The organism is Pseudomonas sp. B111, from assembly GCF_026428275.1.
In the GTDB taxonomy this organism is placed as follows: domain Bacteria; phylum Pseudomonadota; class Gammaproteobacteria; order Pseudomonadales; family Pseudomonadaceae; genus Pseudomonas; species Pseudomonas aeruginosa.
In genome coordinates this window covers 5,133,837-5,157,798 of record NZ_CP097857.1, presented here as the reverse complement: position 1 = coordinate 5,157,798, position 23,962 = coordinate 5,133,837, and the positions used below count along the sequence as shown (strand labels likewise).

At 68.0% G+C, this 23,962-nt stretch carries 26 protein-coding genes; 15 read left to right on the top strand and 11 right to left on the bottom strand.

The features are described from left to right. Positions 1–88: 88 nt before the first annotated feature. Both M6E97_RS23890 and M6E97_RS23885 read left to right on the top strand, forming a co-directional pair. Positions 89–991: a response regulator gene (locus M6E97_RS23890; RefSeq protein WP_003096657.1), complete on the top strand. Its 903-nt coding sequence runs from the start codon at positions 89–91 to the stop codon at positions 989–991. Positions 992–1,107: 116 nt separating this feature from the next. After that, positions 1,108–2,007 carry a peptidoglycan DD-metalloendopeptidase family protein gene (locus M6E97_RS23885; RefSeq protein ID WP_003096656.1) on the top strand — a complete coding sequence of 300 codons (900 nt, stop codon included), beginning with the start codon at positions 1,108–1,110 and terminating at the stop codon, positions 2,005–2,007. A gap of 34 nt (positions 2,008–2,041) precedes the next feature. Here M6E97_RS23885 and M6E97_RS23880 read toward each other — a convergent pair whose 3' ends face one another. The 3 genes from M6E97_RS23880 to phoB form a co-directional block, all read right to left on the bottom strand. Continuing rightward, positions 2,042–3,382: a hemolysin family protein gene (locus M6E97_RS23880; RefSeq protein WP_033938979.1), complete on the bottom strand. Its 1,341-nt coding sequence runs from the start codon at positions 3,380–3,382 to the stop codon at positions 2,042–2,044. A gap of 102 nt (positions 3,383–3,484) precedes the next feature. Beyond that, entirely contained in the window at positions 3,485–4,816 is a 1,332-nt protein-coding gene (phoR, locus tag M6E97_RS23875; protein ID WP_003136283.1) for a phosphate regulon sensor histidine kinase PhoR, read from the bottom strand. 72 nt (positions 4,817–4,888) lie between these two features. Then, positions 4,889–5,578: a phosphate regulon transcriptional regulator PhoB gene (gene phoB / locus M6E97_RS23870; protein WP_003096653.1), complete on the bottom strand. Its 690-nt coding sequence runs from the start codon at positions 5,576–5,578 to the stop codon at positions 4,889–4,891. A 176-nt stretch (positions 5,579–5,754) separates the two neighbouring features. Here phoB and M6E97_RS23865 point away from each other — a divergent pair, with 176 nt between their 5' ends. Continuing rightward, on the top strand, positions 5,755–6,138 hold the full coding sequence (locus M6E97_RS23865; protein ID WP_003096652.1) for a hypothetical protein: 384 nt from the start codon (positions 5,755–5,757) through the stop codon (positions 6,136–6,138). 23 nt (positions 6,139–6,161) lie between these two features. Here the strand turns inward: M6E97_RS23865 and ubiA are convergent, their stop codons facing one another. The 3 genes from ubiA to glcC form a co-directional block, all read right to left on the bottom strand. Continuing rightward, on the bottom strand, positions 6,162–7,052 hold the full coding sequence (gene ubiA, locus M6E97_RS23860) for a 4-hydroxybenzoate octaprenyltransferase (protein WP_003096650.1): 891 nt from the start codon (positions 7,050–7,052) through the stop codon (positions 6,162–6,164). Between the two features lie 26 nt (positions 7,053–7,078). Beyond that, complete coding sequence (locus M6E97_RS23855) at positions 7,079–7,615, bottom strand: chorismate lyase (protein WP_015503856.1); 537 nt, start codon at positions 7,613–7,615, stop codon at positions 7,079–7,081. Between the two features lie 79 nt (positions 7,616–7,694). After that, positions 7,695–8,450, bottom strand: coding sequence for a transcriptional regulator GlcC (gene glcC / locus M6E97_RS23850; RefSeq protein ID WP_033938977.1), 756 nt, complete (start codon positions 8,448–8,450; stop codon positions 7,695–7,697). A gap of 204 nt (positions 8,451–8,654) precedes the next feature. Here glcC and glcD point away from each other — a divergent pair, with 204 nt between their 5' ends. The 9 genes from glcD to M6E97_RS23805 all read left to right on the top strand — a co-directional run bounded on the left by glcD (position 8,655) and on the right by M6E97_RS23805 (position 15,735). Further along, positions 8,655–10,154 carry a glycolate oxidase subunit GlcD gene (gene glcD / locus M6E97_RS23845; RefSeq protein ID WP_003136273.1) on the top strand — a complete coding sequence of 500 codons (1,500 nt, stop codon included), beginning with the start codon at positions 8,655–8,657 and terminating at the stop codon, positions 10,152–10,154. After that, complete coding sequence (gene glcE / locus M6E97_RS23840) at positions 10,154–11,233, top strand: glycolate oxidase subunit GlcE (protein ID WP_003136272.1); 1,080 nt, start codon at positions 10,154–10,156, stop codon at positions 11,231–11,233. The genes glcD and glcE overlap by 1 nt, the downstream gene beginning before the upstream one ends. A gap of 9 nt (positions 11,234–11,242) precedes the next feature. Next, positions 11,243–12,469 carry a glycolate oxidase subunit GlcF gene (gene glcF, locus M6E97_RS23835; RefSeq protein WP_014604123.1) on the top strand — a complete coding sequence of 409 codons (1,227 nt, stop codon included), beginning with the start codon at positions 11,243–11,245 and terminating at the stop codon, positions 12,467–12,469. A gap of 4 nt (positions 12,470–12,473) precedes the next feature. Continuing rightward, entirely contained in the window at positions 12,474–12,875 is a 402-nt protein-coding gene (locus M6E97_RS23830; protein ID WP_003096637.1) for a heme-binding protein, read from the top strand. A gap of 133 nt (positions 12,876–13,008) precedes the next feature. Continuing rightward, positions 13,009–13,176 carry a rubredoxin gene (locus M6E97_RS23825; RefSeq protein ID WP_003098330.1) on the top strand — a complete coding sequence of 56 codons (168 nt, stop codon included), beginning with the start codon at positions 13,009–13,011 and terminating at the stop codon, positions 13,174–13,176. Positions 13,177–13,359: 183 nt separating this feature from the next. Then, positions 13,360–13,527 (top strand): rubredoxin, encoded by a 168-nt coding sequence (locus tag M6E97_RS23820; protein ID WP_003098329.1) that lies wholly within the window; start codon positions 13,360–13,362, stop codon positions 13,525–13,527. 51 nt (positions 13,528–13,578) lie between these two features. Continuing rightward, positions 13,579–14,733 (top strand): rubredoxin-NAD(+) reductase AlkT, encoded by a 1,155-nt coding sequence (gene alkT / locus M6E97_RS23815; protein ID WP_003114369.1) that lies wholly within the window; start codon positions 13,579–13,581, stop codon positions 14,731–14,733. A 201-nt stretch (positions 14,734–14,934) separates the two neighbouring features. Beyond that, positions 14,935–15,207 carry an HU family DNA-binding protein gene (locus M6E97_RS23810; protein WP_003096630.1) on the top strand — a complete coding sequence of 91 codons (273 nt, stop codon included), beginning with the start codon at positions 14,935–14,937 and terminating at the stop codon, positions 15,205–15,207. A gap of 135 nt (positions 15,208–15,342) precedes the next feature. After that, positions 15,343–15,735, top strand: coding sequence for a hypothetical protein (locus tag M6E97_RS23805; protein WP_003096629.1), 393 nt, complete (start codon positions 15,343–15,345; stop codon positions 15,733–15,735). A 71-nt stretch (positions 15,736–15,806) separates the two neighbouring features. Here M6E97_RS23805 and M6E97_RS23800 read toward each other — a convergent pair whose 3' ends face one another. The 3 genes from M6E97_RS23800 to oxyR all read right to left on the bottom strand — a co-directional run bounded on the left by M6E97_RS23800 (position 15,807) and on the right by oxyR (position 20,310). Next, on the bottom strand, positions 15,807–17,216 hold the full coding sequence (locus M6E97_RS23800; RefSeq protein ID WP_033938976.1) for an aminoacyl-tRNA deacylase and HDOD domain-containing protein: 1,410 nt from the start codon (positions 17,214–17,216) through the stop codon (positions 15,807–15,809). 89 nt (positions 17,217–17,305) lie between these two features. Then, complete coding sequence (gene recG / locus M6E97_RS23795) at positions 17,306–19,381, bottom strand: ATP-dependent DNA helicase RecG (RefSeq protein WP_033938975.1); 2,076 nt, start codon at positions 19,379–19,381, stop codon at positions 17,306–17,308. After that, positions 19,378–20,310: an oxidative stress transcriptional regulator OxyR gene (gene oxyR / locus M6E97_RS23790; RefSeq protein WP_003096622.1), complete on the bottom strand. Its 933-nt coding sequence runs from the start codon at positions 20,308–20,310 to the stop codon at positions 19,378–19,380. The genes recG and oxyR overlap by 4 nt, the downstream gene beginning before the upstream one ends. Before the next feature lie 137 nt (positions 20,311–20,447). On the opposite strand from oxyR, the gene M6E97_RS23785 reads away from it, so the two are divergent. The 3 genes from M6E97_RS23785 (at position 20,448) to M6E97_RS23775 (ending at position 22,786) form a co-directional block, all read left to right on the top strand. Beyond that, a complete protein-coding gene (locus tag M6E97_RS23785; RefSeq protein WP_003121310.1) occupies positions 20,448–21,299 on the top strand; it encodes an SDR family oxidoreductase in 852 nt (283 codons plus the stop codon). Next, positions 21,299–22,099, top strand: coding sequence for an AraC family transcriptional regulator (locus M6E97_RS23780; protein WP_003096615.1), 801 nt, complete (start codon positions 21,299–21,301; stop codon positions 22,097–22,099). Before M6E97_RS23785 ends, M6E97_RS23780 begins: the two co-directional genes overlap by 1 nt. 66 nt (positions 22,100–22,165) lie before the next feature. Next, complete coding sequence (locus tag M6E97_RS23775) at positions 22,166–22,786, top strand: LysE family translocator (RefSeq protein ID WP_003096613.1); 621 nt, start codon at positions 22,166–22,168, stop codon at positions 22,784–22,786. 6 nt (positions 22,787–22,792) lie between these two features. Here the strand turns inward: M6E97_RS23775 and M6E97_RS23770 are convergent, their stop codons facing one another. Next, entirely contained in the window at positions 22,793–23,524 is a 732-nt protein-coding gene (locus M6E97_RS23770; RefSeq protein ID WP_031757073.1) for a hypothetical protein, read from the bottom strand. Positions 23,525–23,578: 54 nt separating this feature from the next. Then, a complete protein-coding gene (locus M6E97_RS23765; protein ID WP_003096609.1) occupies positions 23,579–23,959 on the bottom strand; it encodes a RidA family protein in 381 nt (126 codons plus the stop codon). Positions 23,960–23,962 lie beyond the last annotated feature (3 nt).

The window sequence follows — 23,962 nt, the reverse complement described above, 5'->3', positions numbered from 1 at the left end:
AGCCTTGTTTCTTCGCGCGACTGCAGCAAGGCTTGGCATCCTGCCAGCAGGGGAGGCTATCCTAGGCGAACCTGTCCAGGAGAAGTCGATGAGCAAAGTCAGCGCGCTAGTGGTGGATGACGCCCCCTTCATCCGAGATCTGATGAAGAAAGGGTTGCGCGACAACTTCCCCGGCCTTCATATCGAGGAGGCCGTGAACGGCCGCAAGGCCCAGCAACTGCTCAGTCGGCAGAACGTCGACCTGATCCTCTGCGACTGGGAGATGCCGGAGATGTCCGGCCTCGAACTGCTGACCTGGTGCCGTGCCCAGGAAAACCTCAAGACTACCCCGTTCATCATGGTCACCAGTCGCGGCGACAAGGAGAACGTGGTTCAGGCGATCCAGGCCGGGGTGTCGGACTACATCGGCAAGCCATTCTCCAATGACCAGCTGGTGGCCAAGATCAAGAAGGCCCTGAGCCGCAGCGGCAAGCTGGAAGCCCTGGCGGCCCACGCGCCGCGTCGGGAGATCGCCAGCGGCATGGCCAACGATTCGCTGGCCGCTCTGACCGGCGGTCGCGCCGAGGTGATCAAGCCCGCCGCCAGTCCGGCAAAACCGGCCCCCGCGCCGAAGCCGGCTTCGGCTCCCCAGGCCAGCGCGCGTCCCGCCGGCAGCGGCAACCCGCTGGGCCAGGCGCAATTGCGCCTGCCGCAGAGCAGCATGCCCTGCGTGATCAAGGCGGTCAGCCTGAAGGAAGCGCAACTGGTGGTGAAGCGCGCCGACCCGCTGCCGCAGGTGCTGGAAAGCGCGGTGCTGGACCTCGAGGAAAACAGCGACGTGGCGCGCCTGAACGGCTACCTGCACGCCATCGCCGCGCTGGAGCCGAAGCCGGATAGCGATTGGCTGCTGTTGACCCTGCGTTTCGTCGACCGCGACCCGCAGAAGCTCGACTACCTGTCGCGCCTGATCGCCCGGGGAAGTACCCAGAAGCACTACGTTCCCGGCGCCTGAGCGGTTTTTTTCCCGACGATCCGTTCACAGCCCGCTCGCTGTCGTCTCGCCCTGGCAATAAAGCGCTGCTAGTCTTGCCGATTCGGGATAACCAGAACGACACGATCCGTGCAGTCATGCTAGGGCGCCTTCTCCTTCTCTGTGGCCTGTTCGCCGCGGCAGCTCCGGCTGCGGCCCTGACCATCTACAAGTACACCGACGCCAATGGCGTGGTGACCTACTCCGACCGCGCCGTGGCCGGGGCGCAGGTGTTCGTCTTCCGCGACCGGATGGTCGAGCACCTGGAACGGGAAGTGAAGCTGGAGACGAAGAAGCACGCGGGTGGCGAGACCCTGCAGGTGCGCAACGACCTCTACGCGCCGGTCGAGGTCGAGTTGCGGATCCGCAACCCGCGCAATGCCGTCGGGGTGCCCGACGGGCCGATTCGCTGGGTGGTCCCGGCGCGCAGCCAGGTGCGCCTGGCGACCCTGGCGCCGCGCAAGGCCGGCAAGCCGATGAGCTACACGCCGAAGCTGCGCTACGCGCTCGGCGACCCGCGCCAGCAGCCGCTGCTCTATCGCTATCCGCTGCCCTGGCGCGGCGGGCCGTTCCGCCTGTCCCAGGGCGCCAATGGCAAGTACAGCCACTTCACCCCCAAGGGCCGCTACGCGATGGACATCGCCATGCCCGAGGGCACGCCGATCATCGCCGCCCGCGGCGGCACCGTGGTGAAGATCGAGAACAACCAGAGTGGGCGCGGCAACAATCCCTCGGGCAACTTCGTCCGCATCCTGCACGACGACGGCACCATGGGCGTCTACCTGCACCTGATGCGCCATTCGGTGCTGGTCGCCGAGGGCCAGCGGGTCCAGGTCGGCACGCCGCTGGCGCGCTCCGGCAACACCGGCAACAGCAGCGGGCCGCACCTGCACTTCGTGATCCAGCGCAACGTCGGCCTGGCGCTGGAGTCGATTCCCTACGACTTCGCCCAGCCGGTCGACAGCCTGCCGAACTTCGCCATCGTCCGCGAGCCTTGAAAAGTCGCCGGCGCCGTGGCGGCGCCGGCTCGTCTCAGTCGAGCTTGACCACCTTGGCCAGGACGATCTTCGGACCGCGCATCTTCTTCACGATGATCCGCAGGCCCTCGGTGTCGAGGACTTCCTCTTCCTCCGGCACCCGCTTCAGGGTGTCGTAGACCAGCCCGGCGAGAGTGTCCGCCTCGACATGATCGAGGTCGATGCCGAGCAGGCGCTCGAGCTTGAACAGCGGTGTGTCGCCGCGCACCAGCAGCTTGCCCGGCTGGTAGGCGAGGATGCCGCGCTCGGTCTTGCGGTGTTCGTCCTGGATGTCGCCGACCAGCACTTCCAGCACGTCCTCCATGGTCAGGAAGCCGACCACCTTGTGATCGGCCTCTTCCACCACGGCGAAGTGCGCGCCGCCCTTGCGGAACTGCTCCAGCAGGCGCGACAGCGGGGTGTGCTTGGTGACGATCTCCAGCGGGCGCACCAGTTCGTCGAGGTCGAAGGTCTCCGGCAGGCTGTCCAGGGCGGACAGTGCCAGCAGCAGGTCCTTGATGTGCAGCAGGCCGATGAACTCGCCCTTGTAGCTGTCCCAGACCGGGTAGCGGCTGTACTTGTGGCGGCGGATCACCGCGAGGATGTCCGCCAGCGGCGCATCGTGCTCGAGGTAGACCAGGTCTTCGCGGGAGTTGGCCCAGTCGACCACCTCCAGCTCGCCCAGCTCCACCGCCGAGGCCAGCACGCGCATGCCCTGGTCGCTGGGGTCCTGGGCGCGGCTGGAGTGGAGAATCAGCTTCAGTTCGTCGCGGCTGTAGTGATGCTCGTGGTGCGGGCCGGGCTCGCCCTGGCCGGCGATCTTGAGGATGGCGTTGGCGCTGGCGTTGAGCAGCCAGATCGCCGGGTACATCAGCCAGTAGAAGAGGTACAGCGGCACCGCCGTCCACAGCGACAGCAGTTCCGGCTTGCGGATCGCCCAGGACTTGGGCGCCAGCTCGCCGACCACGATGTGCAGGTAGGAAATGATGAAGAACGCGGTGAAGAAGGAGATACCGCGGATCAGTTCGTCGGAGTGCACGCCGATCATCGCCAGCAGCGGTTCCAGGAGTTCGGCGAAGGCCGGCTCACCGACCCAGCCCAGGCCCAGGGAGGCCAGGGTGATGCCCAGCTGGCAGGCGGACAGGTAGGCGTCCAACTGGTTGTGTACCTTGCGCAGGATGGCGCCGCGCCAGCCGTGCTGCTTGGCGATGGTTTCCACTCGGGTGGCGCGGAGCTTGACCATGGCGAACTCGGCGGCGACGAAGAAGCCGTTGAGCAGGACGAGGAAAAGCGCAAAGAGGATCAGGCCGGCATCGGCGAAATAGGTGGCGATGCTGGTACTAGGAGAAGGGTCCATGGGGGTGTGCGGTAGCCAAAAGGCCCTTAAGAATGAGGGGCTGTGTCGTCGCTTGCAAGCCTTGGCCGTGCCGACGCCGGCGGCGCGGCACCGCGACGAGGCTCACTTCGACGCCTTGCGCTCGGCCTCGGCGACCTGCGCCGGGGCGAAATGGCAGGTGAAGGTGCTGCCCTTGCCGGGCACGCTGCTGATTTCCAGGCGCGCGCGGTGGCGGATCAGCACGTGCTTGACGATGGCCAGGCCGAGGCCGGTGCCGCCGGTGTTGGAGGCGCGGCTGGAGTCCACCCGGTAGAAGCGCTCGGTCAGGCGCGGCAGGTGCTTGGGATCGACGCCGATACCGGTGTCCTGCACCGACAGGTGCGCGCCCTGTTCGTCGGCCCACCAGCGGATGCGGATCTCGCCCTCGTCGGGGGTGTACTTCACCGCGTTGAATACCAGGTTGGAGAAGGCGCTGCGCAGTTCCGCCTCGCTGCCCTTGAGCTGCACCGCGGGTGTGGCGTCCAGGCTGATGCGGTGGTTGCGCCCGGCGGACAGGGCCTGGGCGTCGTTGCGGATGCTGGCGAGGAGAGCGTCCACCGCCACCGGCTTGTTGTCGCCGGGGTATTCGGTGGCCTCCAGCTTGGCCAGCAGGAGCAGGTCGTTGAGCAGGTTCTGCATGCGTCCGGCCTGCTGCTGCATCTGTTGCAGGGCGCGCAGCCAGCGCGGGTTCACATCCTCGACGTTGTCGAGGAGGGTCTCCAGGTAGCCGGCGATCACCGTCAGCGGCGTGCGCAGCTCGTGGGAGACGTTGGCCACGAAGTCCTTGCGCATCTGCTCCAGCTGGTGGACGCGGGTGACGTCGCGGACCAGCATCAGGTGCTCGCGGTTGCCGTAGAGGGTGATGTGGAACTGCAGGCGCAGGCGCTCGTTGATCGGCGAGGGGATTTCCAGCGGCTCGCGGTAATCCTCCTGGTCGAAGTATTCCTTGAAGCGCGGATGGCGGATCAGGTTGCTCACCGGCTGGCCACCGTCCTGCGGGGTCTTCAGGCCGAGCAGGTTTTCCGCGGCGAGGTTCCACCATTCCAGATTGCCGTCGCTGTCGAGCATGATCACCGCGTCACGCAGCGCCGCGGTGGACTCCTGGATCCGGTCGATCACCGCCTGCAGGCGGCCACGGGCGCGCTGGTTGCGGCGTTGCAGGTGGTAGATATTGTCGAAGACTTCGCCCCAGAGGCCGTAGCTGTCCGGCGGTGGCTCGTCTGGCTGGTGGTTGCGCAGCCACTGGTGCAGGCGCAGTAGCTGCCAGAGGGTCCAGCCGAGGTAGAGAGCCAGGCCGAGGGCCAGGGCCCAGCCGTAATGGCCGCTGACCACGCCGAGCACGAGGCTGGCGGCCAGCACGAGAAGCAGGTGGCGGATCAGCGCTCCACGCCAGTCTTGGTTCACGACGGATTGCATCCTGTCCAGTGGCGGTCCGTCACGGACCGTCCAGGGGAAACGACTCCGGCCGCCGGGCGGCCGGGCGCGGGGTCAGCTCTTGGTGGAGAAACGATAGCCGGTCCCGCGGACAGTCTGAACCAGATTTTCGTAGACCTCGCCGAGCGCCTTGCGCAGGCGGCGGATATGCACGTCGACGGTGCGCTCCTCGACATAGACGTTGCCGCCCCAGACCTGGTCCAGCAGTTGGCCGCGGGTATAGGCGCGTTCCTGGTGAGTCATGAAGAACTGCAGCAGGCGGTACTCGGTGGGGCCCATCTCGGCCGGCTTGCCGTCGATGGTCACGCGGTGGCTGATCGGGTCCAGCAGCAGGCCGCCAACCTCGATCGGCGCCTCGCTGTCGCCAGGCCCGGTGCGGCGCAGTACGGCCTTCAGGCGGGCGACCAGCTCGCGGGGCGAGAACGGCTTGGTGATGTAGTCGTCGGCGCCGACCTCCAGGCCCTGGATCTTGTTGTCCTCCTCGCCCTTGGCGGTGAGCATGATGATCGGGATGTCGACGGTCAGTTCGTCACGCTTCAGGCGTCGCGCCAGTTCGATGCCGGAAGTGCCGGGGAGCATCCAGTCGAGCAGGATCAGGTCCGGCTTGCGGTCGACGATCACCGCGTGCGCCTGCTGGGTATTTTCCGCCTCCAGGCACTCGTAGCCGGCCATCTCCAGGGCCACGGCGATCATCTCGCGAATCGGTGCTTCGTCATCAACGATGAGGATTGTCTTGCCAACCATGGTCTTGCCTCGGGTCGATCTGTCTTGCGCCGCATTAGATAACGAAATTGTGTCAGGTATGTGACACAACGGCGTAGTTTCCGCCGACTGCCCGCGGCGGGGCTATGCTCAACAGGTTCCGGTGCCGTCCCTGCGGGCGGCGAACGCTCCACCTGAAGACACAGGAGAGAGACGCGATGAACAGAATCCACCTGGCGCTGGGTCTGGCGCTGGCCCTGCCGGCGTTCGCCGCGCTGGCCCAGGAAACGGTGGCGCCGGCCACCGAGAAGGACGGCGTGCTGGTCGATGGCAAGGGCATGACGCTCTATACCTACGACAAGGACAGCGAAGGGCAATCCGCCTGTTCCGGGCAGTGCGCGAAGAACTGGCCGCCGCTGGCAGCGGCCCAGGGAGCGCAGGCCAGCGGCGACTGGAGCCTGGTCGCTCGCGAGGACGGCACCCAGCAGTGGGCCTACTACGGCAAGCCCCTTTATACCTTCATCCAGGACAAGAAGCCTGGCGACAAGAACGGTGACGGCAAGATGGGCGCCTGGCACGTCGCCCAGCCGGACATGGACTAGACGGTCGCCGGCCTGCGCGCCGCTCAACGCAGCGCGTAGTCGGCGACCGTGCCGAGGAAGATCGCCAGGCCAGCCCAGTGGTTGTGCAGGAAGGCGCGGAAGCAGGCCTGCGGGTCGCGGTCGCGGGTCGACCAGGCTTCCCAGACGAAGCAGGCCGCCGCCACCGCCAGGCCGAGGTAGAAGCACAGGCCCAGTTCGAAGCGGTTGCCGGCCAGCGCCAGCAGGAGCAAGGTCAGGCCCTGCAGGCTGCCGATGATCAGGCGGTCGGCATCGCCGAAGAGGATTGCGGTGGACTTGATGCCGATCTTCAGGTCGTCCTCGCGGTCGGTCATCGCGTAGTAGGAGTCATAGGCGACCGTCCACAGCACGTTGGCCAGGAACAGCAGCCAGGCGCTGGCCGGCAGTTCACCGCGCTCGGCGGTGAAGGCCATCAGGATGCCCCAGGAATAGGCGGCGCCCAGCACCACCTGCGGATAGTAGGTGTAGCGCTTCATGAAGGGGTAGAGCGAGGCCACGGCTACCGCGCCGAACGACAGCCAGACGGTCGTTGCGTTGGTCAGCAGGACCAGGCCGAAGCTCAGCGCGACCAGGACGGCGAAGGTGATCCAGGCCTCGCGCACGCTGATCTTGCCGGTGGCCAGCGGGCGCGCCTTGGTGCGTGCGACATGGCCGTCGAAATTGCGGTCGGCGAAATCGTTGATCACGCAGCCGGCGGCGCGCATCAGGATGACGCCGAGGACGAAGATCAGCAGGTTCTTCAGCTCCGGCACGCCGTCCGCGGCGATCCACAGCGACCAGAGGGTCGGCCAGAGCAGCAGGTAGATGCCGATCGGCCGGTCCAGCCGCACCAGTTGGACGAAGTCCCAGGCGCGGGGGTGCAGGCGGGCCAGCGGCTTGATCAGGGTGACGAACATGGGGACCTCCGGAGTCGACCGGGGGATTATACGTCGGCGATTCCCGCCTGGTCCCACAGGCGCGGTAGGAACACCTCCGCCACCAGCACCCCGAGCGCGCCGCGGGAAAACCGTGAGCGACGGCCCCAGAGACCCTCGGCGCGGACCTCGGCGGGCAGACCGGCCGCCGGATAGCGGCAGACTTCGATGGGCCCGCGCTCGAAGGCGCTGTCGCTGAACAGCAACTCGCCCAGCGAGCGGGTGCCGAGCAGCGCCAGGTCGAAGCCCGAGCCTTCCAGGGCGCTGCGCGCCGCCACGCTGCGGGCGAACACCCAGGGACGGTCGTGGCCATGCAGGTAGACCTCGCGGACCCAGCCGCTACTGCCGGGAGGGACGTCGAGCCCCTGGCATTCGTCGTCGCGCAGGGTCTGCCAGCCTTCCAGCAGGGGTTCGACGCGGAACGCGCCGTCGGCGAGGGCGGTCAGGCGCCGGGTCAGCGACCCTTCGTCGAACAGCCAGTCGAGGACGGTGGGGGAGACGCTGGACAGTTGGTCGGCGCGAAGCCAGAGCGCATTGCTGGGCATGACGGGACTACGAGACGGCGGCAGAAGGCGGCGAGGGTAGCACGTTCGGTCGGCGGCCGGTCTGCGACGCGGTGGCGCGTCACCCCCAGCCGTTCAGGCGCAGGGTGGCGCGGACCAGGCGCTGTTCTTCCTGCTCGATCTCCCGCAGGTTGTCGCGGATGCTGTGGATATGTTCACGCGCCGCCCGTTGCGCCTGGTCCGGCTGGCGCTCGCGGAGGGCCGCGTAGAGGCGCGCGTGCTGGCGGTCGATCTGGCGTTTCTGCGGCGGCCGGTGATAGAGGTTGTTCACTGAGGCGAACACCGTGCTCAGCAGCAGTTCGTTGAGCGATTGCAGGGTATGCACCAGCACCGGATTGTGCGATGCCTCGCTGATCGCCCGGTGGAACGCGTGGTCGCGGCGGGCGTGCTCGCGGGGATCGATCGGCTGGGTTTCCTGATGGCTGGCGAGCATTTCTTCGTAGCGCCGGGCGAGCAGGACGAAGTCTGCCTCGGTGCCGCGTAGCGCTGCCAGGCGGGCCGCCTCGCCCTCCAGCAGGGCGCGGACTTCGAGCAGGTCGTAGAGGGTGCGCGGCTGGGAGCCGAACAGGTGCATCAGCGGGCTGGCGTCGGCGTTGCGGTCGAGATCGGCGACGAACGACCCACGGCCATGCTCGGTATCGATGATGCCGCGCCCGCGCAGCGCCCGCAGGCCCTCGCGCAGGGCCGAGCGCGAGCAGCCGAGCTTGGCCACCAGGCGCCGCTCGGACGGCAGTGCCTGGCCGACCTTGAGCACGCCGTCGACGATCAGCCGCTCGATACGCTCTGCGACCTGGTCGGCCACCCGCTGTTTCTGCATGGAAGCTCCCGTTGCACTGGTAGGACCAGTTGGCTGTCGTTACTCACTATAGAAGCTCAGGGACTTTCTAGCATGCGCCTCATGCCCATGGCTCCTGGTGATACTGGTAGGACCAGTTAGACGCCTGCTGGACCCCGGCGTCCGCGCGGTACAGGCTGTGGACGCTTGCTGATCCCGCCGACAACCACAACAAGGACAGCCGCCATGAACATCCTCTACGACGAGCGTCTGGACGGTCCGCTGCCGCAGGTGGACAAGGATGGCCTGCTGGCCGAGTTGCGCCTCCGCCTGCCCGACCTCGAACTGCTGCACGCCGCGGAAGACCTGCGTCCCTACGAGTGCGACGGACTCTCGGCGTATCGCTGCACGCCGTTGCTGGTGGCATTGCCGGAACGCATCGAACAGGTTCAGGGCCTGCTCGCCCTCTGCCATCGGCTGAAGGTGCCGGTCGTGGCGCGCGGTGCCGGCACCGGCCTGTCCGGCGGCGCGCTGCCGCTGGAGAACGGCGTGCTGCTGGTGATGGCGCGTTTCCGGCGGATCCTCGAGATCGATCCGCTGGGTCGTTTCGCCCGGGTCCAGCCTGGCGTGCGCAACCTGGCGATCTCCCAGGCCGCTGCCCCTCATGGTCTGTACTACGCACCGGACCCGTCCTCGCAGATCGCCTGCTCCATCGGCGGCAATGTCGCGGAGAACGCCGGCGGCGTGCATTGCCTGAAGTACGGCCTGACCGTGCACAACCTGTTGCAGGTGGACATCGTGACCCTGGAAGGCGAGCGCCTGAGCCTGGGGTCCAGCGCCCTGGACAGCGCCGGCTTCGACCTGCTGGCTCTGTTCACCGGCTCCGAAGGGCTGCTCGGCGTGGTGGTGGAGGTCACCGTCAGGCTGTTGCCGCGCCCGCCGGTGGCGAAGGTCCTGCTGGCCAGCTTCGACGATGTGGAAAGCGCCGGGCGGGCGGTGGCCGACCTGATCGGTGCCGGCATCGTCCCGGCCGGGCTGGAAATGATGGACAACCTGTCGATCCGCGCCGCCGAGGACTTCATCCATGCCGGCTATCCGGTCGACGCGGCGGCGATCCTGCTCTGCGAACTGGATGGCGTGGAAGCCGACGTGCACGAGGATTGCGAGCGGGTCCGCGAGCTGTTCGAGGCGGCTGGCGCCACCTCGGTGCGACAGGCCCAAGACGAGGCCGAGCGCCAGCGCTTCTGGGCCGGGCGCAAGAATGCGTTTCCGGCGGTCGGGCGGATTTCCCCCGATTACTACTGCATGGACGGCAGCATCCCGCGCCGCGAGCTGCCGCGGGTGCTGCATGGCATCGCCGAGCTTTCGCGCGAATACGGCCTGCGGGTGGCCAACGTATTCCACGCCGGCGACGGCAACATGCACCCGCTGATCCTCTTCGACGCCAACCTGCCGGGCGAGCTGGAGCGCGCCGAAGCGCTGGGCGGCAGGATCCTCGAGTTGTGCGTGGCGGTAGGCGGCAGCATCACCGGCGAACATGGCGTCGGCCGCGAGAAGATCAACCAGATGTGCGCTCAGTTCAATGCCGACGAGCTGACCCTGTTCCACGCCGTGAAGGCGGCGTTCGACCCGGCCGGGCTGCTCAATCCCGGCAAGAACGTGCCCACCCTGCATCGCTGCGCCGAGTTCGGCGCCATGCACGTCCACCACGGTCGACTGCCGTTCCCCGAACTGGAGCGTTTCTGATGAGCCAGCCGTATTTCGATCCGGACGCTGGCGCCGACCATGCCGGCGCGCTGCTCGAGCGGGTCCGCGACGCCCTGGCGCGGCGCGCGCCGCTGCGCATCGTCGGCGGCGATAGCAAGGCGTTCCTCGGCAGGCCGGTCGCGGGCGAACCGCTGGCGCTCGCCGAACACCGCGGGATCGTCGCCTACGATCCCTGCGAACTGGTGATCACCGCCCGCGCCGGTACGCCGCTGGACGAGCTACAGGCCGTGCTGGCGCGCGGCGGGCAGATGCTTGCCTGCGAGGCGCCGGGTTTCGGCGGCCGGGCGACGGTCGGCGGGGTGCTCGCCAGCGGCCTGTCCGGACCGCGCCGGCCCTGGGCGGGAGCGGTACGCGATTTCGTCCTCGGCACGCGGCTGATCAGTGGCCTGGGCACCCACCTGCGCTTCGGCGGCGAGGTGATGAAGAACGTCGCCGGCTACGACCTGTCGCGGTTGCTGGCGGGCAGCTTCGGTTGCCTCGGGGTGGTCACCGAAGTGTCCTTCAAGGTGCTGCCCATGCCGCGCTGCCAGGCCGGCCTGAGCCTGGACCTGCCGGTGGCGACGGCGTTGCGCAAGCTGGCCGAGTGGGGAGGCCAGCCATTGCCGATCAGTGCGGCCTGCCACGACGGCGAAGCCCTGCGCCTGCGCCTGGAGGGCGGCGAGGGCTCGGTACGCTCGGCGCGCGACCGCCTCGGTGGCGAAGCGCTCGAGGACGGCTTCTGGGCCGACCTGCGCGAGCAGCGCCTGCCGTTCTTCGACGACCCGCGACCGCTCTGGCGCCTGTCGCTGCCGGCGCTGGCGCCGGAGACGCCGTTGCCCGGTCGTCAGTTGCTGGACTGGGGCGGGGCGCTGCGCTGGCTGAAGAGCGACGCGCCGGCCGCGGACATCCGCGCGTGGGCCGCCGCCCATGGCGGTCACGCCACCTGCTACCGCGCCGGCCATCTCGATGCGCCGTTCCAGCCGCTACCGCCTGGACTGCTCGGTCTGCACCGGGCACTCAAACGCCAGCTCGACCCGCAGGGCATCTTCAATCCCGGGCGGATGTACGCCGAACTCTGAGGAGGCGCGATGCAAACCAACCTCTGCGATTCCGCCCGGCAACGCGCCGAGGCCGCCGAAGCCGAGCGCATCCTGCGCAGCTGCGTGCACTGCGGTTTCTGCAACGCCACCTGCCCGACCTACCAGGAGCTGGGCGACGAACTCGACGGCCCGCGCGGACGGATCTACCTGATCAAGCAGTTCCTCGAGCGCGACGAGGCCAGCGAGCGCACCCGCCTGCACCTCGATCGCTGCCTGAGCTGCCGCAACTGCGAAACCACCTGCCCGTCCGGAGTCGAGTACCACAAGCTGCTGGATATCGGCCGCGACCTCCTCGCCGAACGCCTGCCGCGCGGCTTCCGGCAACGCCTGCTGCGCGACGGGCTGCGCCTGCTGGCCCCGCGCCCGGGGTTGTTCGGCGTGCTGGCCGGCGCTGCCGGGCGGCTGAGGCCTCTGCTGCCTGAGGCGATGCAGGGCAAGCTGCCACGTCGGGTCGCGGCGCCGGGCAGGCGGCCGCAGCCCCGGCATGCGCGGCGCGTGCTGCTGCTCGAAGGTTGCGTGCAGCCGGCGCTGTCGCCGAATACCAACGCCGCCGCCGCGCGGGTTCTGGACCGCCTGGGAATCAGCGTGACGCCGGCGGCCGCGGCCGGCTGCTGCGGCGCGCTGGATTTCCACCTGGATGCGCAGGAGCGCGGCCGCCAGCGCGCGCGGCGCAATATCGACGCCTGGTGGCCGTTGCTGCGCGAGGGTGCCGAGGCCATCGTGCAGACCGCCAGCGGCTGCGGCGCCTTCGTCAAGGACTACGCCTACCTGCTGCGCGACGACCCACGGTACGCGGACAAGGCGCGCGAGGTCGCCGCCGCTGCCCGCGACCTGGTGGAAGTGCTTCGCGACGAGCCGCTGGAGTCCCTCGGCCTGCGCTGCGACCAGCGCCTGGCATTCCACTGCCCCTGCACACTGCAGCACGCGCAACGACTGGGCGGGGCCGTGGAGGCGGTGCTGCGGCGACTGGGCTTCCATCTCACCGAGGTGGCCGACGGTCATCTCTGCTGCGGGTCCGCCGGCACCTACTCGCTGACCCAGCCGGCGCTGTCCCGGCGTCTGCGCGACAACCGCCTGGACGCCCTGGAAAGCGGCGCGCCGGATGTCATCGCCACGGCCAACGTCGGTTGCCAGGCCCATCTCGACGGGGCCGGACGGACCCCGGTACGCCACTGGATCGAGCTGCTCGACCAGGCCTTGCCCGGAGGAGAGTGAAACCATGCACAGCAAGCCGGTACTCGGCCGCGAGGAGGTCGCCCGCGTCCTTGGCGCGGCCCGCGAGGAGGCACAGCGCCAAGGCTGGGCGGTGAGCATCGCGGTGGTCGACGACGGCGGCCACCCGCTGGCGCTGGAGCGCCTCGACGGCTGCGCGCCGATCGGTGCCTACATCGCGACGGAAAAGGCCCGCAGCGCCGCCCTCGGGCGCCGGGAAACGAAGCGCTACGAGGACATGATCAACGGCGGACGCAGTGCCTTCCTCTCGGTGCCGCTGCTGCAGGCCACCCTGGAGGGCGGCGTGCCGATCCTGGTGGACGGACAGGTGGTCGGCGCGGTCGGGGTTTCCGGCGTACGCGCCGAAGAGGACGCCCAGGTGGCGCGGATCGGAGCCGAGGGGCTGTGAGGCGACCGGTGGGCACCACCCATCTTTGGTTGGCCCGTTCGGCACCACCTTGCCTTTCGGGCAGGTTGGCGGACAGGGTGGATTTGTTATAGGTTGCCGGCGCTGAACCGTGGTAACCCGCCCGAGGTAAACAATGAAGAAGTGGCAATGCGTGGTGTGTGGACTGATCTATGACGAGGCCAAAGGCTGGCCGGAAGAAGGCATCGAGGCGGGAACGCGCTGGGAAGACGTGCCTGAAGACTGGCTGTGCCCCGACTGCGGCGTCGGCAAGCTGGACTTCGAGATGATCGAAATCGGCTGAGCCCCGCTCGCCGGCGAAGAAGGCGGCCCTGGCCGCCTTTTTTCATGCCTGGCCAGCGGCCGTCCAGGGGTTATCCTTGGGGCTTGGGTCCGGTCATTGACTGTCCTGCCGGGAACGCTCGGCAGCCTTGCCGTTGGCCGGCCACCGACGCTGAGCTAGGTTCGACGAACGAGGAGGGTGGCTATGCGCAAGTGGCAATGCGTGGTCTGCGGCTTCATCTACGACGAAGCCCTGGGCCTGCCCGAAGAAGGCATTCCGGCGGGAACCCGTTGGGAGGACATCCCGGCGGACTGGGTCTGCCCGGACTGCGGTGTCGGCAAGATCGATTTCGAGATGATCGAGATCGCCTGAGCGAAATCCACAGAAGCGGCGCCCGGCGCCGGCAATCACAGAGGAACGGAAATGAGCGAGCGTGCGCCCCTGGTAATCATCGGAACCGGCCTGGCGGGCTACAACCTGGCCCGCGAGTGGCGCAAGCTGGACGGCGAGACGCCGCTGCTGATGATCACCGCCGACGACGGCCGTTCCTATTCCAAGCCGATGCTCTCTACCGGCTTCTCGAAGAACAAGGACGCCGACGGCCTGGCCATGGCCGAACCGGGCGCCATGGCCGAGCAACTGAACGCGCGCATCCTGACCCATACCCGGGTCACCGGTATCGATCCGGGCCATCAGCGGATCTGGATCGGCGAGGAAGAGGTGCGTTATCGCGACCTGGTCCTGGCCTGGGGCGCGGAGCCGATCCGGGTGCCGGTCGAGGGCGATGCCCAGGACGCGCTCTACCCGATCAACGACCTGGAAGACTACGCGCGCTTCCGCCAGGCGGCTGCCGGCAAGCGCCGGGTACTGCTGCTCGGTGCGGGGCTGATCGGTTGCGAATTCGCCAACGACCTCTCCAGCGGCGGCTACCAGCTCGACGTGGTGGCGCCTTGCGAGCAGGTCATGCCGGGCCTGCTCCACCCGGCCGCGGCAAAGGCCGTGCAGGCCGGCCTGGAAGGCCTTGGCGTGCGCTTCCACCTGGGGCCGGTGCTGGCCAGCCTGAAGAAGGCCGGCGAGGGGCTGGAAGCGCATCTTTCGGATGGCGAGGTGATTCCCTGCGACCTGGTGGTCTCCGCCGTCGGCCTGCGTCCGCGCACCGAACTGGCCTTCGCCGCCGGGCTGGCGGTCAACCGCGGGATCGTCGTCGACCGCTCGCTGCGCACCTCCCACGCCAACATCTACGCGCTGGGCGACTGCGCCGAAGTGGACGGCCTCAACCTGCTCTATGTGATGCCGCTGATGGCTTGCGCACGCGCGCTGGCGCAGACCCTCGCCGGCAACCCCAGCCAGGTGGCCTACGGTCCCATGCCGGTGACGGTGAAGACCCCGGCCTGCCCGCTGGTGGTGTCGCCGCCGCCGCGCGGAATGGATGGCCAATGGCTAGTGGAAGGCTCTGGAACGGACCTCAAGGTCCTGTGCCGGGATACCGCTGGTCGAGTGATCGGTTATGCCCTGACCGGAGCGGCGGTGAACGAAAAATTGGCCCTGAACAAAGAGTTACCCGGCCTCATGGCTTGAATGCCATTGGTTCCGGCCGTTATGCCGTCGAGACTTGCGGCAAAATTGTCGGACGATACTGGCGCAGTCCTCGGGAGCATGCCATCCTCCATCGCGTCTACCGCAGTCTAGAGCCTATGGTTCCGGTGGACTGCGGTGCCTTTGAGCGCTGCTGGGAAGACAGCACGGACACAAAAACAACAAACCGTCAAAGAGGCAACTATGCGTAAACCAGAACTAGCCGCCGCTATCGCCGAAAAGGCCGATCTCACCAAGGAACAGGCCAATCGCGTTCTCAACGCCCTGTTGGATGAAATCACCGGCGCGCTGAACCGCAAGGACAGCGTGACCCTGGTCGGTTTCGGCACCTTCCTGCAACGCCATCGCGGAGCCCGCACGGGGAAGAACCCGCAGACCGGCCAGCCGGTGAAGATCAAGGCCAGCAACACCGTCGCCTTCAAGCCGGGCAAGGCCCTGCGCGACGCGGTCAACTGACCGCCGAGAGCCCGGAGTCAGAGCGGCTCCGGGCTTCGTCGAAGACGCTTCCGCGCTCATCGAAAGGACAGCTGTAGTCCTCCTCGCGAACAGCTACAATGCGCCGCTCATCTCCCCGGATATCGAGGCGCGTGCATGAAATTTCGTCTTCTCCTGTGGATGCTTGGTCGCCTGATGGCCAAGGCCAGCCGCGACAATCCCGCTTTCCAGAAGCAGCTCGAGGGCAAGGACCTGGTGTTCCAGTTGCATACCCTCGATGGCAAGGTGGCGCGCCACTACCTGGTCAGGGACCTGCGCGTCAGCAGCAAGCGCGGTACCCATCCGCAACCGGCATTTTCCCTGGGGTTCAAGGACGGAGCCTACGGTTTCGCCGCGATGACTTCGAAGAACCCGCAGTTGGCCTTCATGCAGGGCATCCAGAACAAGGACATCCAGATACAGGGCAATCCGGCGCTGGTGATCTGGTTCCAGGGTCTGGTGAAGTACCTCAAGCCGAAGAAGAAGGCTCCGGAGAAGAAAGCCGCCTGAGGGCGGCTTTCGATCTCATCCGGGCTGCGGCCGCAGCCTTTCGGTAGTGCGTTTCGCGGCGGACTACCCGGTCATCCCGGCAAGCGATTGAACTGGGCCGCCAGTTCGCGCAGGGCCGCTTCCGCTTCCAGCACCTTTTTCACGGCGTCCCCGGCCTTCTCCGGGGTGATCCCCAGGCGCTCGTACAATGCCGCCGGAATCGCTTGCTGCGGGCCATCGCCGATGCCGCTGTTGCGCAGCAACCGGTTGGTCAGGCAGATCAGGTTGGCGTAGACCGCGTTCGGCCCGGTGTAGCTGGGGTCCTGCTGGAAGCGCAGGGCGCAATAGAGGTCGTCAGGCATGTCCCAGACGCGCATCAGCCAGGCGCCGATCTGCTCGCGGGTGATCCCCAGCAGGTGCTGTTCGATGTAGGCATGGCCGAGGTGCGGGTTGACCTCCAGGTGCCGGCAGATCAGCGAGAAATGCGGCGGGAAGACATGCGCCAGGACCAGGTAACCGAAATTGTGCAGCAGGCCGCCCAGGTAGCTCAGGCCGGACTCCGGGCGCAGTTCGCGTGGCATGGCGCGGGTCAGGCCCTCGATCACCGCGGCGGTGTAGATCGCCTGCTGCCAGTAGGGCGTGGCCTGCTGCGGCTGGTCCTTGGGCAGGCTCAGGCTCTTGCCCAGGGCGAGGCCGAGGGCCAGGTTGATCACCAGGTCGAAACCGAGGACGCGGACGATCGCGTCTTCCACCGAGCGGATCTTGCCCGGCGCGGCGTAGTAGGGCGAGGCCGCCCAACTGACCACCTGGGCGGCGAGCGCCGGATCGGTTTCCACCAGGCCGGTGATGTCGTCGACGCTGGCGTTGGGGTCGACCCGCAGCTTGATGATCTTCTGCGCCGTCTGCGGCAGCGGTGGAATCTCGATGGTCTGCTCCAGGCGCTGCTGGATGCGCCGGGCGGTGAAGGCCTGCACGGCCTGGCTGATTTCCGCGCGGTCATCGTCCGGGCGGTCAAGGTTCAGGTTGATGTTTTCCAGCGGTTCGCCGAAGCGCGCGGCGCTGGCCTTGCCCAGCAGGCCGCGGAAGTCGTTGCTGGCGATCTCCAGGAGGATGCCGGGCTGGCCGGACTCGATCAGCAGGCGCGGTTCCTGCAACAGGCGCTCGTCGTACAGGCAGGGCGAACTGGTCAGGGGCGGCAACGCCGGCAGGCGGTGCAACTCGTGCTTGCCGAGCATTCGTTCCAGGCGCTCGGGCTCGATCGCCAGCAGCTTGCGGCCGGTCAGTTCGGTGAGCCGGGCGAGGTCCAGCAACTGGCTCTGCGGGAACAGCACCAGCAGGGTGCCGACGGCGTCGTCCAGCAGCACCGCCTGGACCCGGCGGGCGGCAGGCAGCTCCGTGCTGTCGCTGACCTCGCGGCAGGCGATGCCTAGCTTGGCGAGCAGCTGGAGGATGACCTGGGGGGCGTGAGGAGCATCGGCGGAGGCCAGGGCGGCTTCTGTCATGACGAGACCATGCGAGCTGGATTTTCCCTCAGTATAACCAGAGCTGCTTCAAGACTGAGACCTACGCCGGTCAGCGAGAGCGAAATAGATCACACTTGACCGTATTGCTGGCCGTGGCGCAACCACCGTTCGAGCAGCGGGCTGACATGCTGCGGCCAGTGCGCCAGGAGGGATTGGGCGGCATCGCGGACCGCCGGCAGCAGATCTGCGTCGCGCATCAGGTCGGCGACCTTGAATTGCAGCAGGCCGGTCTGGCGGGTGCCGAGCATTTCGCCGGGGCCGCGCAATTCCAGGTCCTTCTCGGCGATGACGAAGCCGTCGCTGGTTTCGCGCATGATGCCCAGCCGCTCGCGGCCGATCTGCGACAGCGGTGGGTGGTAGAGCAGCACGCAGTGGCTGGCGGCGCTGCCCCGGCCAACCCGGCCGCGCAACTGGTGCAGTTGGGCCAGGCCAAGGCGCTCAGGGTTCTCGATGATCATCAGGCTGGCGTTGGGCACGTCGACGCCGACCTCGATCACCGTGGTCGCCACCAGCAGTTGCAACATGCCTTCCTTGAAGGCCTCCATCACCACAGCCTTGTCCGCCGGCTTCATGCGCCCGTGGATCAGGCCGACGCGCAGTTCGCCCAGCGCCGAGGAAAGCTCTTCGTAGGTGGTCTCGGCGGCCTGGCAGGTAAGTTCCTCGGACTCTTCGATCAGGGTACACACCCAGTAGGCCTGGCGCCCTTCGCGGCAAGCCGCGCGGACTCGCTCGATCACCTCGATACGGCGGCTGTCGGCCACCAGCACGGTATTCACCGGGGTACGCCCGGGCGGCAGCTCGTCGAGGATCGAGGTGTCGAGGTCGGCATAGGCGCTCATCGCCAGGGTCCGCGGGATCGGCGTGGCGGTCATGATCAACTGGTGCGGGCAGAGCCTGCCGTCCACGCCCTTCTGGCGCAGGGCCAGGCGCTGCTGCACGCCGAAGCGGTGCTGTTCGTCGATGATCGCCAGTGCAAGGCGCTTGAATTTCACTTCATCCTGGAACAGCGCGTGGGTGCCGACCACCATCGGCGCGCCGTCGCCGATGCGTTCCAGTGCCGCCGCGCGGGCCTTGCCCTTGAGCTTGCCGGCCAGCCAGGCGACTTCGATGTCCAGCGGCTGGAGCCACTTGCTGAAGTTGAGGAAATGCTGCTCGGCGAGGATCTCGGTCGGCGCCATCAGCGCCACCTGGTAGCCGGCCTCTATGGCTTGCAGGGCGGCGAGGGCGGCGACCACGGTCTTGCCGGCGCCGACGTCGCCTTGCACCAGGCGCAGCATCGGTTCGTCCTGGGCCAGGTCGTAGGCGATCTCCGCGCCGACCCGGCGTTGCGCGCCGGTCGGCTGGAAGCCGAGGTTGGCAAGGAAGCGTTTCGGCAAGCGGCTGGCCGCCGGCAAGCGCGGCGCTGCCTGCGAACGCACGGCTTCGCGCAGGCGCTGCAGGGATAACTGGTGGGTCAGCAGTTCTTCGAAGGCCAGGCGCAACTGCGCCCAGTGCCGGCCTTCGGCCAGTTCCTCGATGTCGGCATCCGGCGGCGGCCGGTGCAGGTAGCGGATCGCCTGGTCGAGCGGGCCAAGTTGGTAATCGCGGGCCAGTTCCGCCGGCAGCCAGTCGGGCAGGCTGCTGGGACCGAGCATGGCCAGGGCCTGTTGGCTCAACTGGCGCAGGCGCTGCTGGGTGAGTCCTTCGGTAGTCGGGTAGATCGGCGTCAGGGTCTGCTCCACCGGAATCGGTTCGTCGCCGTTCAGCGCGCGGTATTCCGGATGGTAGATCTCCAGGCCCGATGCACCCGGCCGGACTTCGCCGTAGCAGCGCAGGTGGGTGCCGCGCTTGAGGCCGTCCTTCTGCGCCTGGCTGAAATGGTAGAAGCGCAGGCTCAGGGTGCCGCTGCCGTCCTGTAGGCGCACCAGCAGGCTGCGGCGGCGCCCCATCACCACGTCGGCGCCGGCCACCACGCCCCCGACCACCGCGTCGGCCCCTGGCCGCAGTGCGCCGATGGCGGTGACGCGGGTACGGTCCTGGTAGCGCAGGGGCAGGTGGAACAGGATGTCCTGCAGGGTTTCCAGGCCTACCCGAGCGAGCTTCTCCGCCAGCGCGGCGCCTACGCCCTTTAGCGCGGTGACCGGGACCCTGGACAGCTCGGTCATGCGATTTGCGGTTGTTCCTGGGTTTGCGGGCGGGCCACCGAGCACAGGCGGATCGAGTCGGCCAGCACTTCGATGGCGCGTGGACGCGGGAAACTGGCGCGCCAGGCGATGGCAACGGTACGGAACGGCACCGGCGCGCTGAACGGGCGCACTTCGATGACGCCCGGGGCGTAGTGGTGGCTGTCCACCGCGGAGAACGGCAGCACCGAGACGCCCAGTCCGGAGGCGACCATGTGGCGGATGGTCTCCAGCGACGAGGACTCCACCGTGGTGTGCTTGTTCTCGTCGCCCTTGCGCACGGTCGGGCAGGCTTCCAGCACCTGGTCGCGGAAGCAGTGGCCTTCGCCGAGCAGGAGCAGGCTCTTGTCGTTGAGCAGCTCGGAATCGATGCTGGCCTTGGCGGTCCAGGGGTGGTCGGCCGGCATCAGCACATAGAAAGGCTCGTCGAACAGCGGCTTGGTCAGGACGTCGGCTTCCTGGAACGGCAGGGCGATGATGATCGCGTCGAGTTCGCCGGTGCGCAGCTTGTCGCGGAGGATATGGGTGAAGTTCTCCTCGATGTACAGCGGCATCTGCGGCGCGACCCGGTGCAGCTGGGGAATCAGGTGCGGGAACAGGTACGGTCCGATGGTGTAGATGGCGCCGACCTTCAGCGGCGCGGCCAGCTGGTTCTTGCCAGCCTGGGCCAGCTCGCGGATGCCCTGGGCCTGTTCGAGGACCTTCTGCGCCTGGGCGACGATGCCTTCGCCCACTGGCGTCAGGCGCACGGCGCTCTTGCTGCGCTCGAAGATCAGCACCCCCAGCTCGTCCTCGAGCTTCTTCACGCCGACCGAGAGGGTCGGTTGGCTGACGTGGCAACGCTCGGCGGCGCGGCCGAAGTGTTGTTCCTGGGCGAGGGTGACGATGTAGCGCAGTTCGGTGAGGGTCATGGCTGCTCATCCGTTAAGATCGGCCAAGCATAGCGGCTGCACCGCCGCGAACCAACCTCCGGGGGCATGATCGGGCGTGCATTGCAGACGATTCGACGCCTACACTGCCCGCCTTGTTGTAGGAAGGAGACGGCTTCATGTCGCAAACAGTGATGATCGCCGGCTGCGGCGATGTCGGCGGGCGCCTCGGCGAGGCGCTGCTGGCCGATGGCTGGCGGGTCCATGGCCTGCGTCGCTCGGTGGACGCCTTGCCGCAGGGAATCCTGCCGGTGGCTGGCGATCTGCAGGCTCCGGAGTGTCCCGCGCAGTGGCCGAGCGAGCCGCTCGACTACCTGGTGTACAGCGCCGCCGCCAGTCAGCACGACGAGGCTGGCTACCGTGCCGCCTACGTCGACGGCCTGCGCCATGTGCTGGGCTGGTTGCAGGCCCGCGGCCAGCGGCCCAGGCGCCTGCTGTTCGTCTCCAGCACCGGGGTCTACGCGCAGACCGATGGCGGCTGGATCGACGAGGAGTCGCCGGCGCTTTCCCAGGCCTATTCCGGACGGATCATGCTCGACGCCGAGCAGGTCGCGCTGGACAGCGGGATACCGGCTACCCGCGTGCGCCTGGCCGGCATCTACGGTCCGGGGCGGGAGTGGCTGCTCAACCAGGTGCGCCAGGGTTACCGGGTGGTCAGCGAGCCGCCGCTGTATGCCAACCGGATCCACGCCGACGATGCGGCCGGGCTGCTGGCCTTCCTGTTGCGCGCCGATGCCGGCGGCCAGGCGCTGGAGGACTGCTACATCGGTGTCGACGACGCGCCCGTGGCGATGCACGAGGTGGTCGACTACCTGCGCCAGCGCCTGGGCGTCAGCCAATGGGCCGACGAACATTCGGTACGCCGCGCCGGCAGCAAGCGTTGCAGCAACCGCCGCGCCCGGGCGCTCGGCTGGGTGCCGCGCTATCCCAGCTACCGCGAGGGCTATGCGGCGGTGCTCGGGGACGCCTGATGGCTGCCAACCGGTTGTTGGCGCGTCCCTGGCTGCCTGGCGTGGAGCTGTTCCATGCGGACTTCTCCGGCCAGGCGTTCGGCCGCCACAGCCATTCGGCCTTCGCCATCGGCTCGATCCTCCACGGCGTCGGCGGCTACCAGTGCCGCGGGCGGCGCCATGCGCTGCCGGCCGGCACCCTGTCGCTGATGAACCCGGAAGAGCCGCATACCGGGCACGCCGAATCCGAGCGGCTGGTCTACCGGATGCTCTATGTCGAGGAAACGCGCCTGCTCGGCCTGCTCGGCCGCAAACAGTTGCCGCGCGGCTTCGGCGAACTGAACCCGGCCGACGACGGCAGCGTGGCGGTTGGCCTGGCGCGACTGGCCGAGGACTTCCAGCGCAGCGACGCATTGGGGTTGGAAAGCCGCCTGCTGGCCTTGCTCGAACAGGTCTTCGTGCGCCACGGCGGCTTGCGCCCGGCGGCCGCGGCGCCCCGCGACGGCGGAACCACCGCACGCCTGCGCGATTACCTGGAAGCGCATGCCACCGAGGCGCTCGGTCTGGACCAACTGGCGCAGTTGCTGCAGCGCCATCCGCGCCACCTGATCGAGGCTTTCCGGCGTGCCTACGGCGTGCCGCCGCATACCTACCAACTGCAATGCCGGGTGCGCCAGGCCAAGCGCCTGTTGCTGGAAGAACGGCCGCTGGCGGAACTCGCCCAGCACCTCGGCTTCTACGACCAGGCGCACTTCTCCACGACCTTCCGGCGTTTCACCGGGGTCACTCCGGGGCAGTTCCGGCGCAGCGCCAAGACCTGAGTTTTTTCCAATACGGCGCCCGCCGCGCTGCACAGACTGGAGGCCTTCGCGTTTCGAGGGGCCTTCATGTTCGCCGCGTTCGTCCTTGTCGCCAGTACCCATTTCGCCGCCCTGCTGTCGCCGGGGCCGGACTTCTTCCTGTTGGTGCGCGCCGCCCTGCTGCGCGGCCGGCGCCAGGCCGACGGGGTGGCCGCCGGCATCGCCCTGGCCAACCTCCTGAGCATGCTGCTGGTGCTCGGCCTGCTGGCCAGCGTGCCGGACTCGGCGCACAGCGCCTTGCGCTGGCTGCAGGCGCTCGGCGGACTGTACTTCCTCTGGCTGGCGGGCCAGGCGCTGCTTGCGCAGAGGCGACTGGAAATGCCGGCGCAGCGCGACGTCCCGTCCCGCGGCGGCTATCTGCGCGGGCTGCGCGACGGCCTGCTGGCGAGCAGCCTGAATCCCAAGCTGCCGATCTTCTATGCGGGGCTGTTCGGCGTGCTGGCGCGCTTCAGCCTGCCGGGCTGGGCACTGGCCCTGTGCCTGGCGTGGATGAGCCTGGCGGTGCTGTGCTGGGACATGGCGCTGGTGCGCCTGCTGGACAGGCCGCGCTGGCGCGGCTGGTTGCAACGGCGGGTAGGTGCGCTGGACCGGCTGTGCGGCGTCCTGCTGCTGGCGCTGGGCGGCTGGCTGGTGCTGGCCGCCCTCTGAGAGGCGTCAGCGCTCCAGCAGCCAGACGCGCTTGCCGGGCACGTAGCTGGGCATCTCGTTGGCGCCGGCGGTATTGACCGCTTCGAACAGTTGCAGCTCGTCGTCGTCGAGGCTGAACAGCAATTCGCGGCCGCGGTTGCCTTGTTGCAGCCAGATGCTGTCGTTGTCGCCGCTCATCGCCGCGCAATCGCCGGCCAGGCACAACGCGTAGCGTTCGGCGCCGGGCAGACCGCTGACCAGGCCATTGGCCTGGAACTCGACCTTGCCGCCCTGGCCCTGGCCTTCGCGGATCTTCCAGCTGCCCTTCAGATAGCTGCCGTACAAGGCCTGCTCGAAACCGCTGCCGGCAGGGCTGTTGGCCGCGGGTTGCGGGTCGAGACGGCGGAAACGCTGTTCCGGGCCGTTGGCGCTGGCCTGCTGGATCAGCTCCTTGCCGTCCAGTTCGAGGCTCTCCTGGTTGTCGTCGCCATAGAAGGCAACCTTCCAGTGCTCGTCATCGCTCTTGCTCAGGGTCCCTTCGCCCAGTTCGAAGCCGTTGCTGAAGGTGGCTTCGCCTGCCTTGCTGTCGAGCTTCCACTCCAGGTTCGGGCCATAGGCGAGCAGGGCCTCGCGCAGCTTGCCGTCCTTGCTCGCGGCGTCGATCGCGGCCTGGTTGATCCAGGTGCCGGACGGATCGGCCGTGCCGGCGCAGCCGGCCAGCAGGGTGGCGGTTGCGGCGAGGAAAATCACGCGGCGCATCGTGCTACTCCATGCAGAGCGACGGGGCCTTGGGCCCCGTCGCGAACATCCGGCTTACTCGAGGACGACGATGGCGTCCATTTCCACCTGTGCGCCCTTCGGCAGGGCGGCCACGCCGATGGCGGCGCGCGCCGGGTAGGGCTGGGTGAAGTAGCGGCCCATGATCTCGTTGACCTTGGCGAAGTGCGACAGGTCGGTGAGGAAGATGTTCAGCTTGGCGACGTCGTGCAGGTAGCCGCCGGAAGCCTCGATCACCGCCTTGAGGTTCTCGAACACCTGGACGGTCTGCTCCTCGAAGCCCTCCACCAGTTCCATGGTCTTCGGGTCCAGCGGGATCTGCCCGGACACGTAGACGGTATTGCCGGCCTTGATGGCCTGGGAGTAGGTGCCGATGGCGGCCGGGGCGTTGTCGGTGTGGATAACGGTCTTGGTCATGGG